Source organism: Alphaproteobacteria bacterium GM7ARS4 (assembly GCA_014332745.1).
In the GTDB taxonomy this organism is placed as follows: Bacteria; Pseudomonadota; Alphaproteobacteria; order GM7ARS4; family GM7ARS4; genus GM7ARS4.
In genome coordinates, this window is sequence record JACONL010000013.1 from 1 (window position 1) to 17,652 (window position 17,652).

Below are 17,652 nucleotides of genomic sequence, written 5' to 3' on the forward strand. Positions count from 1 at the left end.
GGTAGAGTTGCTCACGCCTATTGCTATGGACCAAGGCTTGCGCTTTGCTATCCGTGAAGGGGGACGCACCGTCGGGGCTGGTGTCGTCGCAAACATTATCGAGTGATCATGCACAGAAAGCCGATACGTGACGACACGATTCATCGTTGCTTGTCACAATGTTGGCTTTTAGGTGATGGAAGGACTTCTATGGTCGGAGAGGAAGATATGAAGGAGTGTAGCTCAATTGGTAGAGCGCCGGTCTCCAAAACCGAAGGTTGTAGGTTCGATTCCTATCACTCCTGCACTCCTCATAGCGCGCGCACCACTGACAAAAGGGAGACAGATGGCCTTTAATCCCATACGCTTTTTAGATGAAGTCAAACGTGAGGTTGTGAAAGTCGCATGGCCAACGAAGCAAGAAACGTTGATGACAACACTTATTGTCTTTATCTTCGTGGGTATTGCGGCGGTGTTTTTCTTAATCGTCGACCAAATTGTTGCTTGGGGTATCCAAACAATCTTGGGCGTGGGTTAGAGGATAGGGAGTCGACATGACATTGAAGGACATACAGACATCTTCCCATGAGGAGACGACGTATAAGTGGTATACAATTCAAGTCTACTCAGGCTTTGAAAATAAGGTCAAGGAGACAATGCTCAAGCAGATCAAACAGAAAGGACTGCAAGACGAATTCAAAGATGTGCTTGTCCCTATGGAAGAAGTCAGCGAGATTAGGCGAGGGAAGCGTGTTGTCTCGAAGCGTAAATTCTTCCCTAGTTACGTTCTTGCCCATATGAAGATGACAGCAAAAACCCACCAATTTGTTGTGAATCTTCCTAAGGTCAATGGCTTTCTCAGTGATGCCAATCAAGACCCTCTTGTCATGGGAGAAAAAGACATCGAGCGTATCTTTTTCCAAATGAAAGAAGGGGTGAGCCGTCCTAAATCCTCTTTGTCTTTCTGGGTAGGCGAGCATGTCGAGGTATGTGATGGGCCGTTCACATCGTTCGATGGAACGATAGAAGAGGTTGATGAGGAGAGAGAACGCCTCAAAGTCTCTATTTCTATCTTTGGGCGCTCTACGCCTGTTGACCTAGATTATATTCAAGTGAAAAAAATATAGGGAGAGCAACGTCTATGGCGCCAAGCAAGAAAAAAACAAAAGAAGTCGTCGGGACCTTGCGCCTACAAATCCCTGCTGGACAAGCCAATCCTTCACCACCCGTTGGCCCTGCCTTAGGGCAAAAGGGGTTGAACATCATGGAGTTTTGCAAAGCGTTCAACGACAGAACAAAAATGATGGAGGCTGGCTCTCCCATTCCTGTCGTCATTTCTATCTATAAGGACAAGAGTTTTTCCTTTGACATGCGTTCGCCGCCAGCGTCATATATGATCAAGAAGGCGCTGAGTCTTGGTAAAGGCAGTGCGACAGCAGGACGTGGGAGCAGTGTGGCGTCCATCGATATGGAGACATTGCGCTCTATTGCCGAGACAAAAAAGGACGACCTCAACGCCTATGATGTAGAGGAGGCGGTGCGCATCATTGCTGGCACGGCTCGTTCTATGGGCGTCCAAGTCAAAAATTAACGCGCGTTGAGACGACACCCCATGGCACGACTAAGCAAAAGACGTAAAAACATCATGAAAGAACATCGTGAGGGCGCGCTGTATCCCTTGGCGGACGCTATTCAGGTCGTCACACGTTGTGCCACGGCGCGATTTGATGAGAGTATTGATGTAGCTGTGCATTTAGGTGTGGACCCAAAACGTTCGGAGCAGAACGTGCGTGGTGCTCTTGTGCTTCCTCATGGGAGCGGGAAGAATGTGCGAGTCGGTGTTTTTTGCTCTGAGGCAAAGCAAGACGAGGCAAAAAAGGCAGGAGCGGATATTGTCGGAGGCGTCGAGCTCGTTGAAGCCATTCTCTCTGGTGGTGCTTTAGGGTTTGATAGATGTGTTGCCACCCCTGATATGATGCCAGAGGTTGGCAAACTAGGGCGTATCTTGGGACCAAGGGGGCTTATGCCAAACCCTAAATTGGGCAATGTCACAGACAATGTCGGAAAAGTCGTCAAAGATATGAAGGGAGGGCAGGTCTCTTTTAAGACAGAAAAAAATGCTATCGTCCATACGTCTGTGGGACGCGCTAGTTTTACGCCAAAAGCGCTAGAGGACAATGTTCAGGCGCTGGTCGATGCGTTACGCAAGGCAAAGCCCTCAGGCGTCAAAGGACAATACATCAAGCGTATGAGCATGAGTTCATCCATGGGCCTAGGGGTTGCTATTTCTGTCTCCTCCATAGGCACTGGACGTGGCACATAGGACAAGGGGAAGAGACACATGACGACGCGTATGCAGAAGGAAAAGATGGTAGAAGACGTCAAAAGCCTTGCCGAACGCCATGCCTTGATGGTTGTTTTTGAGCGGGGTGCTCTCACGGTGGCACAAACGGAGGCGTTGCGTAAGGACTTGCGTAAAGAAAAAGGGACATTAAAGGTTGTAAAAAATCGCTTGATGGCCTATTGCTTCGAGGATACAAGAGACGAGGATAAGACAGCTCTTATGGGGATGTTTCATGGTCAAACATGCATTGCCTTTTCTGAGGACGCGGTCAGTGCGGCGAGGATTGTCTATGATTTTGCGAAGGAGCATGAGGGGACGATTGTTGTTCGTGGAGGACTTTGTGATGGTATCATGATTGACACGGAGGCGGTGAGCCAGTTGGCGACGATGCCGCCTTTAGATGTTGTGCACTCTCGAATTGTTGGGATGTTGCAGACGGTGGGGGCGCAGTTGGCGCGTTTACTGAAAGAACCTCAGAGGCGCATTGCGCACGTCATATCCGCCCAGTCTTCGTCACAGGATTCTTAAGAGTCGATAAACGCATCAGGGAGAAAAAAAGGTGACAGAAAGGAAAAGAGTGTATATTCTTTCAGATAGAGTATGCGCATATCGCGATATAATCCGACAGGAGAGAGGATAGAATGGCAGATTTAGGCAAGATCGTTGATGATTTATCGAAATTGAGTGTGGTGGAAGCCGCAGAATTGAGTAAGATGCTCGAGGAGAAGTGGGGTGTGAGTGCGGCGGCCCCTGTCGCCGTTGCGAGCAGTGGTGCTGTGGCAGGTGCTGTGGCAGAGGAAAGTGAAGAGGAAAAAGTCTTCACCGTTGTGCTGAAAGCGGCTGGTGATAAAAAAATTAACGTTATTAAGGAGGTGCGTTCCATTACAGAGTTAGGCCTCAAGGAGGCGAAAGACTTGGTGGATGGGGCCCCTAAACCAGTCAAGGAGGGTATTGAAAAGGCGGAAGCGGAAGATATCAAAAAGAAGCTAGAAGCAGCAGGTGCAACGGTGGAGCTCACGTAGTATAGCATCGTGGGCATAACATCGTGGGCAACATTCAGCAGGCCGTTCGCTCTTTCGCTATGTGCCATCACATTGTCGAGGGGTGCATGGGACATGGGTGCGCGTATTCGTGTGCGCATGAGGGCGTTGCGTCCATGAGCAGGGTGTCTGTTTTATATGGGGTGCTATTATCCCTGTCACGTATGGTGAGATCTTTGAGAGAGAGTCGGTTATGGGTAAGATGAATTTTTCACGTCAGCGTCTACGTAAGTCTTTTGGGAGTATTTCTCAAGCCGCTCAGCTACCAGACCTCATAGAGATGCAGAAGGCGTCCTATGGGCATTTTCTCGACACAGGCTTAAGACATGCCTTTGACTCTGTCTTTCCCATCACCGATTATTCTGGACAGGTCGAGTTGCGCTTTGTCGACTATGAATTCGATGAACCAAAATATGACATTACAGAGTGCCGTCGTCGAGGTGTTTCCTACGCCGCTCAGCTGAAAGTCACATTAGAGCTCGTTGTTTACCAGATTGACCCGGAAACAGGGGCGAAGAAGATAGAAGAGACCGTTACCAAACGTAGCACTGTCCATATGGGAGAGATGCCCATTATGACAAATGAGGGGACATTTATTGTCAATGGTGCCACCCGTGTCGTTGTCTCACAGATGCATAGGAGTCCGGGCGTCTTTTTCAGCCATGATAAAGGACGTAACCATCCCTCAGGAAAGCTTCTCTATGACGCCCGTATCATTCCGTATCGAGGCTCTTGGGTTGATTTTGAATTTGACACCAAAGACCTTATATATGTGCGTATTGACCGTAAAAGGAAGATTCTTGCATCCACATTCCTTATGTCTATTCCTAAGGAGAAGAGGGCAGGGAAGGGACAGGCCTTATCCTATTGGACAAAAGCGGAACTCCTGAGACAATTCTATAAAAATATCGAATGGACAAAGAAGGACGATGGGTGGCAAGCGCCTTACGACCCTGAGCGCTTTGCGGGTGTCCGCCTGACCTATGATGTCGTCGATGCGCGCACGGGTGATGTCATCATCGAAAAAGGCAAGCGCCTTTCTGAACGTCGAGCCCGCAAGATCGAGGCACGCCATGTCCTGGTGCCAAAAGAGGCGCTCTATGGCGCTTATCTTGCGTCGGAGCAGAGTATCACCCCGTCCTTTGTCGGCAGTGTGGAGGAGACGAAGGAAAAACTCATCTCGATTGTCTTGCCGCAAACGGACACATCGGCCTCTGACGGGACGATACAGGATGGTCAAGGCGCATCCTCATCTGAGGAAGGCGACAAGGGTCGATTATTGTTAGAAAAGATTGTGCATGTCCTCGCGGAGGATATGGTGAAGCACCATAAGAAAAAGGAGGAACGTTATACTATATCGGCCTCTGCCTTGTGTGATTTAGCAAAAGAGTCGGGCAAGCAGCCCCATGACATGTGCGCGCGTGTGATGTATGGGCTTGCCACCCTCTTAGAGGGAAAGGTGACGGCTGATGGGAGCGATGAGAGCACTCTTACCATCACCTATGCTCTTGGCTACTATTTGGATACTGGCCATGAATTGAGTCCGAAGAATGTCGATGATTTGTTCGAGAAGGGGCGTGTTATCCACGCCTTCGATATTGACCATGTGCGTGTTGGTCCATGGGTGCGCAACACATTTTATGCCGATAAGAATACCAATCATCAGGAGGCGCTGCTGAGCCTCTATCAGATTATGCGTCCGGGCGAGCAAGCCACAGAGGAAGATGTCGAAGTGATGCTCGAGCAGATGTTATTTTCTCCTGAACGTTATGACTTATCTGAGGTTGGGCGTTTTAAGATGAATAAGCGTTTGGGTATCGATTGCCCTGATACGGAGCGCACCCTCAGGCCTGAGGACATTTCCAAGATTATCTCTGTTTTAGCGGCGCTACGTGATGGGCGTGGGGACGTTGACGATATTGACCATCTTGCCAATCGCCGTCTACGTTGTGTGGGCGAGTTATTGGAGAATCAGTATCGACAGGGTCTCTTACGAATGCAGCGTGCGATTCGAGAAAGAATGGGCTCTATGGACAGTCAGAGAGCAACGGCCATGAATCTCATGAACGCGAAGCCTGTTGTGTCTGCCATGCGTGAGTTTTTTGGCTCATCATCCTTGTCGCAATTTATGGAGCAGACGAATCCTCTTTCAGAACTGACCCATAAGCGCCGCATATCGGCGCTGGGGGCTGGCGGGCTCACACGGGAGAGTGCGGGCTTTGAGGTGCGTGACGTCCATCCCAGTCATTATGGGCGTATCTGTCCTGTGGAAACGCCGGAAGGTCCCAATATCGGTTTGATTAATTCCCTTTCGACGTATGCGCGGGTGAATAAGCATGGTTTCATCGAGACACCTTACCGCAAAGTCCATGATAGGCGCGTGAGTCGCGATATCGTGTATCTCTCAGCCATGGAGGAAGCGCCCTGCACGATAGCGCAATCCAACGCCACCATGGACGAGAAAGACTGCTTGACGGGTGACCTCATCACGTGCCGTCAGGGTGGTGAGGTTGTCATGTGTTCTCCACAAGAGGTCGACTATATGGATGTGTCGCCTCGCCAACTGGTTTCTGTGGCGGCGGCGTTGATTCCTTTTTTAGAGAATGATGATGCCAAAAGGATTCTCATGGGTTCTAACATGCAACGCCAAGCTGTTCCTCTTCTTGTCAGTGAAGCCCCTTTTGTGGGGACAGGCATGGAGTATGTTATTGGCAAAGATTCTTCTGCCACCGTGTTGGCGCGATGTGATGGCATTGTGGACCAGGTTGATGCGAAGCGTATTGTGACTCGTGCGATGGGTGAGTCTGAGTCGTCTTCTTTGGGTGTTGATATTTATAATTTGAACATATTTCAGCGTTCCAATAACAACACATGCATTCATCAGCGTCCCCTTGTGCGGCGTGGAGAAAAAATTTCGAAGGGCGATATTATTGCCGATGGTCCTTGCACTGACAAGGGGGAGTTGGCGTTAGGGCGTAACGTTCTTGCTGCTTTTATGCCGTGGAAGGGTTACAATTTTGAGGACTCTGTCTTAATTTCCAACAGGATTGTGCGTGATGATATCTTCACGTCAATTCACATTGAGGAATTCAAGGTCGAGGCGCGTGATACAAAATTAGGTCCTGATGAGATCACGCGCGACATTCCCAATATCAGCGAGGATGCCATAAGTCACTTGGACGAAGTGGGGATTGTCCATGTGGGGGCGGAAGTTCATCCTGGTGACATTTTGGTCGGCAAGGTAACACCGAAAGGCGAAATCCCGCTCACGCCAGAGGAGAAGTTGCTGCGTCATGTTTTCGGGGAGAAGGTCGAGAGCATGCGTGATACGTCGTTGCGTCTTCCGCCTGGGGCGTGGGGGACGGTGATCGAGGTGCGCGTTTTTTCTCGCAAAGGTGTGGATAAGGGCGAGCGTCTTGTCGCCAACGAAGCGGATGAAATTAAGAGGTTGACGCAAGAACACAACGATGTGCGTTCCATTCTTGAACGTGGCTACCGCCAGCGTATGAGGGACATTCTACGTGGGCAGAAATTGAGGAAGGCTCTTGGTTCTCTGAAGAAGGGAACGATATTGGACGACAGCATGTTTGATTCGTTATCCTATGCCGAGTTTCAGCATATTGAGGTTGTCAGTGACGATGCCACCGACAACATCGAGGTCGTACGTCGTGACTTACGGGAGAAAATTGAACGTAGTGAGCGTCACTTCGAGAGCAAAAAGGAGGCTGTTTATGCGGGTGATGACCTTCCCCCCGGCGTCTTAGAGTCTGTCAAAGTCTTTGTTGCCGTCAAGAGAAAGATTCAAGTAGGCGACAAGGTGGCGGGGCGTCATGGGAATAAGGGTGTTATTTCTAAAATCATGCCTATGGAAGATATGCCTTATATGGAGGACGGAACACCTGTGGATATTGTCCTTAATCCACTGGGTGTGCCTTCGCGCATGAATGTTGGGCAGATTCTCGAGACTCATCTAGGATGGGCGTCTGTTGGATTGGGGAAGACTGTGAGGCAGATCATAGACAGCTATCAGCAGTTGTCAGGTAAAGATGAAAAAGCGCGCTCTTTGTCACCCTTAAAGACGTTGCTGGGCAAGGTCTATGGCGAGGATGTCTTGAAAGAGGCGGGCATCACCAAGGACAACGACATGATTGAGCTTGGTGGGACTTTAAAAAATGGTGTTCCTTTTGCCACACCGATTTTTGATGGCGCTGACGAGAATCATATTATCAACATGCTGGCTTTAGGAGATCTTGATAAAAGCGGTCAAGTCACCCTCATTGATGGCCAGACAGGTGAGCCTTTTGCGCGTCCTGTAACGGTGGGGTATATCTATATGATGAAGTTGCACCATTTGGTTGATGATAAGATTCATGCCCGTGCCACAGGTCCTTATAGCCTTGTCACACAGCAGCCATTAGGCGGCAAGGCGCAGCTGGGCGGGCAACGTTTTGGCGAAATGGAGGTATGGGCCTTAGAAGCCTATGGAGCGGCGCATACATTGCGAGAGATGCTGACGATTAAGTCTGATGATGTGGAAGGGAGGACCAAGGCTTATGAGACGATCGTCCAGGGGAGTAGCAACTTCGATGCGGGGACACCTGAGTCCTTTAATGTCTTGGTCAAAGAGTTGCGTTCTTTGGCGCTCAATATACGTCTCACTGGGAACAGTCTGGACATACCAGAGTCGCATACAGAAGGCGCTACAGGACATGAAGAGCATGAGGGACAAAGCCGTCAGGTCGCCTCTATCCCTGAAACAGACGGGCAGGGGGATGAACAGGAGAGTGTCCCGATACTCGCCGCGTCCATTGAAGAGCAAGAGAAAGAGCAAGACGGGCGTCATACGGGCGACAAAGTCAAGGAATCAGCCGAGGTCGGCAATATAAAGAGTGACATAAAGAGTGACATGGAGGCTTAGCAGACATGAATTTTCCCCATAACACATCATCCTCTCCTTTTGGCACATCGTCGATCGGTGAGCGTTTCTTCGATGAAATTACCATTTCCATTGCCAATTCGGACGATATTATCAATTGGTCTCGTGGCGAAGTCACGAAGGCAGAGACAATCAATTACCGCACATTGAAGCCTGAACATGGCGGGTTATTTTGTGCCCGTATTTTTGGCCCTATCAAGGATTATGAATGTCTGTGTGGCAAGTTGCGTCGCATGAAGCACAAAGGCGAAGTATGTCCCAAATGCAACGTTGAGGTAACGCTTTCTCGGGTGCGTCGGGAGCGTATGGGGCATATCAAGCTCCAAGCCCCTGTGGCCCATATTTGGTTTTTACGCTCTCTTCCCAGCCGTATTGGGCTCATGATGGACATGAAGCTCAAGCATGTGGAATCCGTTCTCTATTTTGAGAAATATATCGTCACCGACCCAGGCATGACGCAATTTCGGCAGGGTGAGCTGTTGACGGAACAGGACTATGAAGAAGCCAAAGACGAGTTAGGCGACTCCTTCGAGGCTTACATGGGAGCGGAGGGCTTAAAGCGTATTTTACAGTCGATGGATTTAGAAAAGGAAAGTGCCAGCATCAAGAAGCAGATGGACGCGACGAAATCGGAGACGAAAAGAGCCGATTATAGGAAGCGTCTCAAGACGGTGGAGTCCTTTATTCGTTCGAATTCTCGTCCTGAGTGGATGATTTTAGATGTTCTTCCTGTTTTACCACCAGATTTGCGTCCTTTGGTGCCTATGGAGGGTGGTCGCTTTGCGACATCAGACCTCAATGACCTCTACAGGCGTGTCATCACCCGCAATAACCGCCTGAAGCGTTTAGAGGAGTTGCGCGCCCCCGGCATCATTGTGCGTAATGAAAAAAGGATGTTGCAGGAATCTGTGGATTCACTCATTGACAATGGTCGTCGGGGGAGGATGGTCTCTGGTGCTAACAAGCGTCCTCTCAAGTCTCTCTCTGAGATGCTTAAAGGAAAGCAAGGGCGTTTCCGTCAGAATTTATTGGGTAAGCGTGTTGATTATTCTGGTCGTTCCGTCATTGTTGTGGGTCCAAACCTCCAACTTCATCAATGTGGCATTCCCAAACAGATGGCGCTAGAGCTCTTTCGCCCGTTCATCCTATCGGAATTAGAGAGGCGTCATGTCGCGCCAACAATCAAAGCCGCAAAACGTATGATTGAGAGGCGACATCCTGAGGTATGGGACGTTTTAGAAAAAGTCACCCGTGGTCATCCTGTGTTGCTCAACCGTGCGCCCACATTGCATCGTTTAGGCATCCAAGCTTTTGAGCCTTTGCTTGTGGAGGGTAAGGCCATTCAATTACACCCTCTTGTCTGTGCGGCGTTCAATGCTGATTTTGATGGTGACCAGATGGCTGTCCATGTGCTGTTGTCCCTAGAGGCGCGCATGGAGGCACGGGTTTTGATGATGTCGAGTAACAACATCTTATCGCCAGCCAACGGCGACCCCGTCATCACGGCGAGTCAGGATATTGTCTTAGGCTTATATTATCTCAGTTTGATGCACAAAAAGGAGGGTGAAGAGCCTAAGCTCCTTGCCGATATGGGTGAAATCATGCACGCCCTTCACCATGGCGTCTGTTCTCTGCATACACCTATACGTTCGCGTTTTGTCAGCGTGGATGAGCAAGGCAAGCCACGTTCTTATCTTGTGGAGACGACAGCGGGGCGTATGATGATTGGGGCGCTTCTCCCCCGTCACCCACATATAGAGTATGCCCTCGTCAATAAGCTGCTCGTCAAGAGCGAAATTAACACATTGATTGATACCGTCTATCGCCATTGTGGGCAGGCGCGCACCGTGACCCTTGCCGACCAGTTGATGCGGTTAGGCTTTAATGAGGCATGTCGTTCAGGCATTTCATTCGGCAAGGATGACTTGATTATTCCAAAAGAAAAGGCGCGTTTAATTGAAGCGACCAAGAAGAAAGTAAAGGACTTCGAACAGCAATATCACGGAGGGCTTATCACGGAAGGGGAAAAATATAACAAAGTCATCGATGTATGGGATCGTTGCACCGAGAAGGTTACTGACTATATTATGAGGGATATGTCGCAGCAGAGCGAGGAATCCGTTTCTCCCAGCGCCATGAATTCAGTCTATATGATGGCCCATTCTGACGCGCGTGGCTCTCTTACGCAAATGAAACAACTGGCGGGCATGCGCGGGCTCCTGGCGAAACCATCTGGCGACATTATCGAAACGCCCGTCATTTCCAATTTTAAGGAAGGGCTCACGGTGCTCGAGTATTTTAACTCGACCCATGGGGCGCGTAAAGGATTGGCGGATACGGCATTGAAGACATCGACTTCTGGCTACCTCACCCGTCGCCTTGTGGATGTTGCGCAAGACTGCATCGTCAAAGAAGAGGATTGTGGGACAACGCAAGGGATCACCTTGAAGGAAGTCTGGCAAGGAGACGATCTCGTAGAGTCCCTAGGGGACCGCATTTTAGGACGTTGCGCGGCGGAAGACATCGTGTCGCCAAAGGACAAAAAACGTGTTATCGTCAAACGTAATGATGTGATAGACGAAATGGCGCTCGAAAAAATACAAGAGCATGGCATTCATGAGGTTAAGATTCGTTCCGTCTTGCTCTGCGACACCCATCAGGGCTGCTGCGCGCGCTGTTATGGGCGTGATTTAGCCCGAGGGAATCTTGTCAATCTTGGCGAAGCCGTTGGCGTTGTCGCCGCCCAATCCATTGGTGAGCCAGGGACTCAGCTCACCATGCGCACATTCCATATCGGCGGGTCTGCTCAGGGTGGCGCTTCGGTGATTATCGCGCCCTTTGACGGCACGGCGCGTTTCGAGAATATGGACTTGGCAGAGAATTCCAAAGGCCAATATGTCGTCATGTCACATAACGCCGTTCTTATCCTACATGGGGATGGCGGAGACTACAAAGAGTATCCATTACGCTATGGCTCTCGCCTCCTTGTGAAAGAGGGCAACCATGTCAGCAAAGGTGCGCCCCTCGCTGAATCAGATCGAGAGCCCCCCATCATGACCGACTTCGATGGCTCTGCGCACTATCACGATATCGACGAAGGGGTGAACATGAGGATAGAAGTGGACGAGGCGACGGGCTTTGGAAACAAGGTCATTAAGGCACAGAGCCCGAAGAGTATGGTGCGACGTGTGTCACCACATGCAGGCTATGTGCGTTATCACGATATTATTGATGGTATAAACGCGCAGCGTAAGGACCAGCCCGTAGAGACAGAATACACGGGCTATGTCCGTTACGAGGACATCATCGAAGGGGAGACAATGACGAGGGAAACAGAAGACGGCTCCGCAAAGATAATATCAACAAAAAAGGACGAGAAGGATAAATCGCCCGCCTTAAGGCCACGTATCATCATTTACGACAAAAATGGCGAAGACGGGAAAGTCCTCAAAAGTTATAACCTCAGTACAGGATATATTCTTTCTGTCAAGGAAGGACAGCATGTTGAAAAAGGTCACCAGTTAGGACGTCCATCTAATTATATAGGGGAAAAACGAGAAATTATCCTTTCCAAGGACGTAAAGACAGAGTGCGCTGGCTATGTCCGTTACGAGGACATCATCGAGGGGGAGACAATGACGAGGGAAACAGAAAACGGCCCCGCAAAAATCGTCATAAAGCCCGCCTTAAAGCCGAGTATCACCATTTACGACAAAGATGGCGCAAACGGGAAAGTCCTTGAGGAGCACAAACTCAAGACAGGACATATTCTTTCCGTCAAGGAAGGACAGCGTGTTGAAGCAGGTGACCCATTAAGATATTCATCTAGGGCGATAAAGACAGAATACGCTGGTTATGTCCGCCACGAAGACATCATCGAGGGTGAGACAATAGTGAGGGAAACAGAAAACGGCCCCGCAAAAATCGTCATAAAGCCCGCCTTAAAGCCGCGTATCACCATTTACGACAAAGATGGCGCAGACGGGAAAGTCCTTGAGGAGCACAAACTCAAGACAGGACATATTCTTTCTGTCAAGGAAGGGCAGCGTGTTGAAGCAGGTACCCTATTAGGATATTCACCATCTAAGGGGATAAAGACAGAATACGCTGGCTATGTCCGCCACAAAGACATCATCGAAGGTAAGACAATGATGATGGAAGATGACGGCACCGCAAGGATAGTACCATATACAAAAAAGGACAAGAAGGATACGTCACCCGCCTTAAAGCCGCGTCTCACCATTTACGACAAAGATGGCGCAGACGGGAAAATCCTCAAAAGTTACACCCTAAGGGCAGGACATATTCTTTCTGTCAAGGACGGACAGCATGTCGAGGAAGGTCGCCAATTAGGATATGCCTTATCTAACGAGATAAAGACAAAATCCACTGGCTATGTCCGCCACAAAGACATCATCGAGGGTGAGACAATGACGAGGGAAACAGATGACGCCCCCGCAAAGATAGACATAAAGCGCGCCTTAAAGCCGCGTATCACTATTTACGACAAAGATGGCACAGACGGGAACGTCCTCAAAAGTTACCCCCTAAAGGCAGGATCTATTCTTTCTGTCAAGGAAGGACAGCGTGTTGAAGCAGGTACCCTATTAGGGTATTCATTATCTAACGAGATAAAGACAGAATCCGCTGGCTATGTCCGCCACAAAGACATCATCGAGGGTGAGACAATAATGAGGGAAACAGATGACGGCCCCGCAAAGATCGTCATAAGCACCTTAAGGCCGCGTATCACCATTTGCGACAAAAATGGCGCAGACGGGAAAGTCCTCAAAAGTTACACCCTAAAGGCAGGGTATACTCTTTCTGTCGAGGAAGGGAAGCATGTTAAAGAAGGTGACCAATTAGCATATCCATCTGACATGACGCCGCTTATTACCATTCACAACGAGGAAGGTGAAGAGCTGTGGAGGGATCGCGAGCTCATTGCCATTCACAACGAGGAAGGTGAAGAGCTGTGGAAGGATCGCGAGCTAACGGTAGGGACCGAGCTTGTCGTAGATGACCAACAAGAGGTCAAAAAAGGTGATACCTTATGGGTTAAGCGTTCTCTGGGGCCAAGTATCATCATTTGGAATAAAGAAGGTAAGCCAGTAGATGACGTCCGTGGCCGCTATCCCTTGGCGGTGGAAATGAGGGTATCTGTGGAAAATGGTGAGAAGGTCAAGAGGGGCGATCCCTTAGCGACACCTCCCCATAAGGCGGCGAAAACCATTGATATTACAGGGGGATTGCCGAGAGTTGCTGACATTTTTGAGGCGCGTAAACCAAAGGACAGCGCGTGTCTGGCGAAAGTGAGCGGGCATGTGGAAATTGATGTCAGGGGATATAAGACGAAGCACCGCCTCTACATCATTGGCGAGGACGGGAAAAGGGTAGAGCATCTCATGTCCAAGGACAGAGTGCTCATGGTTCAGGACAATGTTTTTGTGGAAAGAGGCGCGCCATTGACGGACGGCACGCCGTGGCTGAACGACATTCTAGAGGTGGAAGGTGTCGAGAAGATGGCCGATCGTATGGTTCAAGAAGTGCAAGCCATCTATCGCTTGCAGGGCGTCCGTATCAATGACAAACACATAGAGGTTGTGACCCGCCAGATGATGCAAAAGGTGGAAATAACGGACGTGGGAGACAGCACATTTTTAGAAAATGAAGAGGTGGACAAAACCCTTTTTGACAAGGAAAAACAAGCGCTAGAGGCGTCGGGCAAACAACCGCCACAGGCAAGGCCTCTCTTATTGGGCATCACAAAGGCATCTCTGCATACAAATTCCTTTATCTCCGCTGCCTCTTTCCAAGAGACGACAAAGGTGCTCACCGATGCGGCCATTGTCGGCAAAACAGACCGTTTAGAGGGGCTCAAAGAGAACGTCATTATTGGACGTCTCATTCCCGCTGGCTCTGGCTATCATGTCCATAAATTGATGCGAGAGGCGGCACAGCACTACAAGGAAAGAAAGCAGGCGACACAACAAGAGGACGACATTGTCACAGACACTCAGGGGGCTGAAATGTCTGGGGACAAGACAAAGACGGGAGCAGGCACGACCGTAGAAGAGATGGTTAAATAGTCTTACTTTTCTCTTGACGTCGCGGGCAAAGAGGCGTAAGACACACCATACGCGCGTCATGCCTGTATCGAGGGCAATGATGACGCGGTTCACTGAGAAACATAAACGCCATGCCCACGGTCAACCAGCTCATACGAAAGCCTCGACAGAAGGTTGTAAAACGTAACAAAGTACCAGCCCTTCAAGGTTGTCCTCAGAAGCGGGGTGTGTGCACGAGGGTCTATACGACGACACCAAAGAAGCCCAATTCAGCGTTACGAAAAGTGGCGCGTGTGCGTTTGAGTAATGGATTTGAGGTTACGAGTTACATTCCGGGAGAGGGGCATAATTTACAGGAGCACTCTATCGTCACCATTAGGGGAGGGCGTGTGAAGGACTTGCCGGGTGTGCGTTATCATGTTGTCCGTGGCACATTGGATACACAAGGGGTTCAAGGTGGGCGACATAAGGGGCGTTCCAAATATGGCGTCAAGCGTCCTAAATGATGTGCTGAGGGGAAGGTCACATGTCGCGTAGAAGGTCTGCGGATAAGCGGTCTGTTACGGCAGACGCCCGTTATGGCGATGTCTTATTGTCATGCTTTATGAACAAGATGATGAAGGATGGGAAGAAGTCAGTTGCCGAGCGTATTGTCTATGGCGCTTTGGATGCCATTGCCTTGAAGGAAAAAGGGACATCGCCTTTAGAGATCTTTCACGAGGCGCTCGCCAATGTGCAGCCTGACGTAGAGGTGCGTTCTCGTCGTGTGGGAGGCGCAACCTATCAAGTTCCTGTCGAGGTGAGTGATGAGCGTGGTCGTGCTTTAGCGATGCGATGGCTGATCGCGTCATCTGTTGCGCGTGGTGAGGGCAGTATGGCGGCGTGTTTAAGTGGTGAATTGCTTGATGCATGGCACAAGCGTGGTGCGTCCATTAAAAAGAGGGAGGATACACACCGCATGGCTGAGGCAAATCGTGCCTTTTCACACTATCGCTGGTAATGAAGCATATAACATGACATGGATGGATGATTAAGGGTTAGAACATTATGGCAAGAGGCACAGCGTTAGCACGCTACCGTAACATTGGGATTATGGCACACATTGATGCTGGTAAGACGACGACGACAGAGCGTATTCTTTATTATACGGGACGTTCTCACAAAATAGGCGAGGTGCATGATGGGGCGGCAACAATGGATTGGATGGAGCAGGAACAGGAGCGTGGCATCACCATAACGTCGGCAGCGACGACGTGTTTTTGGCGTGATCACCGTATCAACATCATTGACACGCCGGGGCATGTGGACTTCACTATCGAAGTGGAACGGAGTTTGCGTGTTTTAGATGGTGCGATTTGTGTCTTCGATAGTGTGGCGGGCGTAGAACCGCAATCCGAGACTGTGTGGCGTCAGGCTGACAAATATGGCGTTCCGCGCATGTGTTTTGTCAATAAGATGGACCGCACGGGAGCAAATTATATGCGTTGTGTGGACATGATGAAGAGTCGCCTTAATGCGAATCCCCTCGTTCTTCACTTGCCTATAGGGGCTGAGAATGATTTTGTCGGCATTATTGATTTGGTAAAAATGAAAGCTCTTGTTTGGAAAGGCGATGGCTTGGGTGAAAAATTTGATGCGCAAGAGATTGATGATGCCATGCGTGAAGAGGCTTTATTGTGGCGCGAGAAACTTGTGGAGACAGCCATTGAGCAGGACGACCATGCTATGGAATCTTATCTTGAAGGTAAAGCGCCTGACGAGGAGACGTTGCGGGCATGCATTCGTCGGGGCACGCTTGCCTCAGATTTTGTGCCTGTATTATGTGGCTCTTCTTTTAAGAACAAGGGTGTGCAACCTATGTTGGATGCTGTCATTGATTATCTTCCATCACCTGTGGATGTGCCCGCTGTCAAGGGGACAACGTTGAGCGACACGCCTGAGGAAGACCGTCGTGAAAGTAGCGATACGTCGCCACTTTCCGCCCTCACATTCAAGGTTGTGACGGACCCTTTTGTGGGATCGCTGAGCTTCTGTCGTATATATAGCGGTATCTTGAGCAGTGGCATGACAGTTTTGAATCCCGTCAAGAATAAACAAGAGAGGGTTGGGCGTATGTTGCAGATGCATGCCAATAGCCGTGAGGATATTAAAGAAGCGTATGCCGGCGATATTGTTGCCATTGCAGGGTTGAAAACGGCAACGACAGGCGACACCCTGTGTTCCCGTGATAAGCCCATTATTTTAGAGCGTATGGAGTTCCCAGACCCTGTTATTGAGGTGGCGGTAGAGCCGAAGAGCAAGAGCGACCAAGAGAAGATGGCGTTGGCGTTGCAGCGTCTTGCGCAAGAGGACCCATCTTTCCGTGTCTCCAGTGATGAAGAGAGCGGGCAAACAGTCATTAAGGGCATGGGTGAGTTGCATCTAGAGATTATCGTAGATCGTATGAAGCGTGAATTCAAGGTGGAGGCGGATGTGGGCGCACCACAAGTTGCCTATCGGGAGACCATCACCAAGGATGTGAAAGTCGACTATATTCATAAGAAACAGACTGGCGGTGCTGGGCAGTTTGCGCGGGTTATTATCACATTCGAGCCAAGTCAAGCAGGAGATGGCTTTATCTTCGACAACAAAGTGGTGGGAGGGCGTGTGCCAAAGGAGTATATTCCGGGTGTAGAAAAGGGGTTGCGTTCGGCTATGGAGTCAGGTATTCTTGCGGGGTTTCCTGTCATTGACTTCAAGGCGACGTTGTTAGATGGAGCGTTCCACGATGTGGATTCGAGCGTTCTGGCGTTTGAGATTGCGGCGAGGGCGGCGTTTCGTGACGGCATGCAGAAAGCACAGCCTGTCTTGCTAGAGCCTCTTATGGATGTAGAGGTTGTCACACCAGAAGAGTACATGGGTGATGTGATAGGCGACCTCAATAGTCGACGTGGTCAGGTGGCAGGCATGGAGGCACAAGGCCCTTTGCAAATTGTCAAAGCAAGTGTCCCTCTATCCACCATGTTCGGTTATGTGAACAATTTGCGCTCTCTCAGTCAGGGGCGTGCGAATTACAGCATGATGTTTTCACGCTACCAAGCCGTGCCGAACAATGTGGCGGAAGAGATATGCCAGAAGGCAACAGGTTAGAGAAACATAGGTTTATACACAGGACATAGAACGAGAGGAGAGATTGATATGGCGAAGGAGAAGTTTGAGCGCACGAAACCGCATTGCAATATAGGGACGATAGGTCATGTAGACCATGGCAAGACGACCTTGACGGCGGCCATAACGTCTGTGTTA

The 17,652-nt window shown here is 49.8% G+C and carries 13 protein-coding genes and 1 tRNA gene; all 14 read left to right on the forward strand.

Annotated features, from left to right (window positions below; translation table 11 throughout):
* The coding region (locus tag GDA54_06555; protein MBC6497960.1) for a hypothetical protein at window positions 1-106 on the forward strand (106 nt) is incomplete at its 5' end.
* A 105-nt stretch (window positions 107-211) separates the two neighbouring features.
* A tRNA-Trp gene (locus GDA54_06560) sits at window positions 212-284 on the forward strand.
* Between the two features lie 41 nt (window positions 285-325).
* Window positions 326-517, forward strand: coding sequence for a preprotein translocase subunit SecE (gene secE, locus GDA54_06565; GenBank protein ID MBC6497961.1), 192 nt, complete (start codon window positions 326-328; stop codon window positions 515-517).
* 16 nt (window positions 518-533) lie between these two features.
* Window positions 534-1,106, forward strand: a complete 573-nt coding sequence (nusG, locus tag GDA54_06570; protein MBC6497962.1) for a transcription termination/antitermination factor NusG — start codon at window positions 534-536, stop codon at window positions 1,104-1,106.
* A 14-nt stretch (window positions 1,107-1,120) separates the two neighbouring features.
* Window positions 1,121-1,570: a 50S ribosomal protein L11 gene (gene rplK, locus GDA54_06575; protein MBC6497963.1), complete on the forward strand. Its 450-nt coding sequence runs from the start codon at window positions 1,121-1,123 to the stop codon at window positions 1,568-1,570.
* A 21-nt stretch (window positions 1,571-1,591) separates the two neighbouring features.
* A complete protein-coding gene (locus tag GDA54_06580; GenBank protein MBC6497964.1) occupies window positions 1,592-2,302 on the forward strand; it encodes a 50S ribosomal protein L1 in 711 nt (236 codons plus the stop codon).
* 18 nt (window positions 2,303-2,320) lie between these two features.
* A complete protein-coding gene (locus tag GDA54_06585; protein MBC6497965.1) occupies window positions 2,321-2,851 on the forward strand; it encodes a 50S ribosomal protein L10 in 531 nt (176 codons plus the stop codon).
* A 113-nt stretch (window positions 2,852-2,964) separates the two neighbouring features.
* A complete protein-coding gene (gene rplL, locus GDA54_06590; GenBank protein MBC6497966.1) occupies window positions 2,965-3,345 on the forward strand; it encodes a 50S ribosomal protein L7/L12 in 381 nt (126 codons plus the stop codon).
* A gap of 211 nt (window positions 3,346-3,556) precedes the next feature.
* Window positions 3,557-8,281, forward strand: a complete 4,725-nt coding sequence (rpoB, locus tag GDA54_06595; protein ID MBC6497967.1) for a DNA-directed RNA polymerase subunit beta — start codon at window positions 3,557-3,559, stop codon at window positions 8,279-8,281.
* Window positions 8,282-8,286: 5 nt separating this feature from the next.
* Window positions 8,287-14,388: a DNA-directed RNA polymerase subunit beta' gene (gene rpoC, locus GDA54_06600; GenBank protein MBC6497968.1), complete on the forward strand. Its 6,102-nt coding sequence runs from the start codon at window positions 8,287-8,289 to the stop codon at window positions 14,386-14,388.
* 110 nt (window positions 14,389-14,498) lie between these two features.
* On the forward strand, window positions 14,499-14,873 hold the full coding sequence (gene rpsL / locus GDA54_06605; GenBank protein ID MBC6497969.1) for a 30S ribosomal protein S12: 375 nt from the start codon (window positions 14,499-14,501) through the stop codon (window positions 14,871-14,873).
* Window positions 14,874-14,893: 20 nt separating this feature from the next.
* Window positions 14,894-15,367, forward strand: a complete 474-nt coding sequence (gene rpsG / locus GDA54_06610; GenBank protein ID MBC6497970.1) for a 30S ribosomal protein S7 — start codon at window positions 14,894-14,896, stop codon at window positions 15,365-15,367.
* Window positions 15,368-15,414: 47 nt separating this feature from the next.
* Window positions 15,415-17,496 carry an elongation factor G gene (fusA, locus tag GDA54_06615; protein ID MBC6497971.1) on the forward strand — a complete coding sequence of 694 codons (2,082 nt, stop codon included), beginning with the start codon at window positions 15,415-15,417 and terminating at the stop codon, window positions 17,494-17,496.
* Between the two features lie 48 nt (window positions 17,497-17,544).
* A partial coding sequence (locus GDA54_06620; protein MBC6497972.1) for a hypothetical protein occupies window positions 17,545-17,652 on the forward strand: 108 nt, incomplete at its 3' end.

Coding starts and splice junctions, on each gene's coding strand:
- secE (MBC6497961.1), top strand. CDS start 326: ATGGCCTTTAATCCCATACGCTTTTTAGATGAAGTCAAACGTGAGGTT.
- rpoC (MBC6497968.1), top strand. CDS start 8,287: ATGAATTTTCCCCATAACACATCATCCTCTCCTTTTGGCACATCGTCG.
- rpsG (MBC6497970.1), top strand. CDS start 14,894: ATGTCGCGTAGAAGGTCTGCGGATAAGCGGTCTGTTACGGCAGACGCC.
- rpsL (MBC6497969.1), top strand. CDS start 14,499: ATGCCCACGGTCAACCAGCTCATACGAAAGCCTCGACAGAAGGTTGTA.
- rpoB (MBC6497967.1), top strand. CDS start 3,557: ATGGGTAAGATGAATTTTTCACGTCAGCGTCTACGTAAGTCTTTTGGG.
- rplK (MBC6497963.1), top strand. CDS start 1,121: ATGGCGCCAAGCAAGAAAAAAACAAAAGAAGTCGTCGGGACCTTGCGC.
- nusG (MBC6497962.1), top strand. CDS start 534: ATGACATTGAAGGACATACAGACATCTTCCCATGAGGAGACGACGTAT.
- rplL (MBC6497966.1), top strand. CDS start 2,965: ATGGCAGATTTAGGCAAGATCGTTGATGATTTATCGAAATTGAGTGTG.
- GDA54_06585 (MBC6497965.1), top strand. CDS start 2,321: ATGACGACGCGTATGCAGAAGGAAAAGATGGTAGAAGACGTCAAAAGC.
- GDA54_06580 (MBC6497964.1), top strand. CDS start 1,592: ATGGCACGACTAAGCAAAAGACGTAAAAACATCATGAAAGAACATCGT.
- fusA (MBC6497971.1), top strand. CDS start 15,415: ATGGCAAGAGGCACAGCGTTAGCACGCTACCGTAACATTGGGATTATG.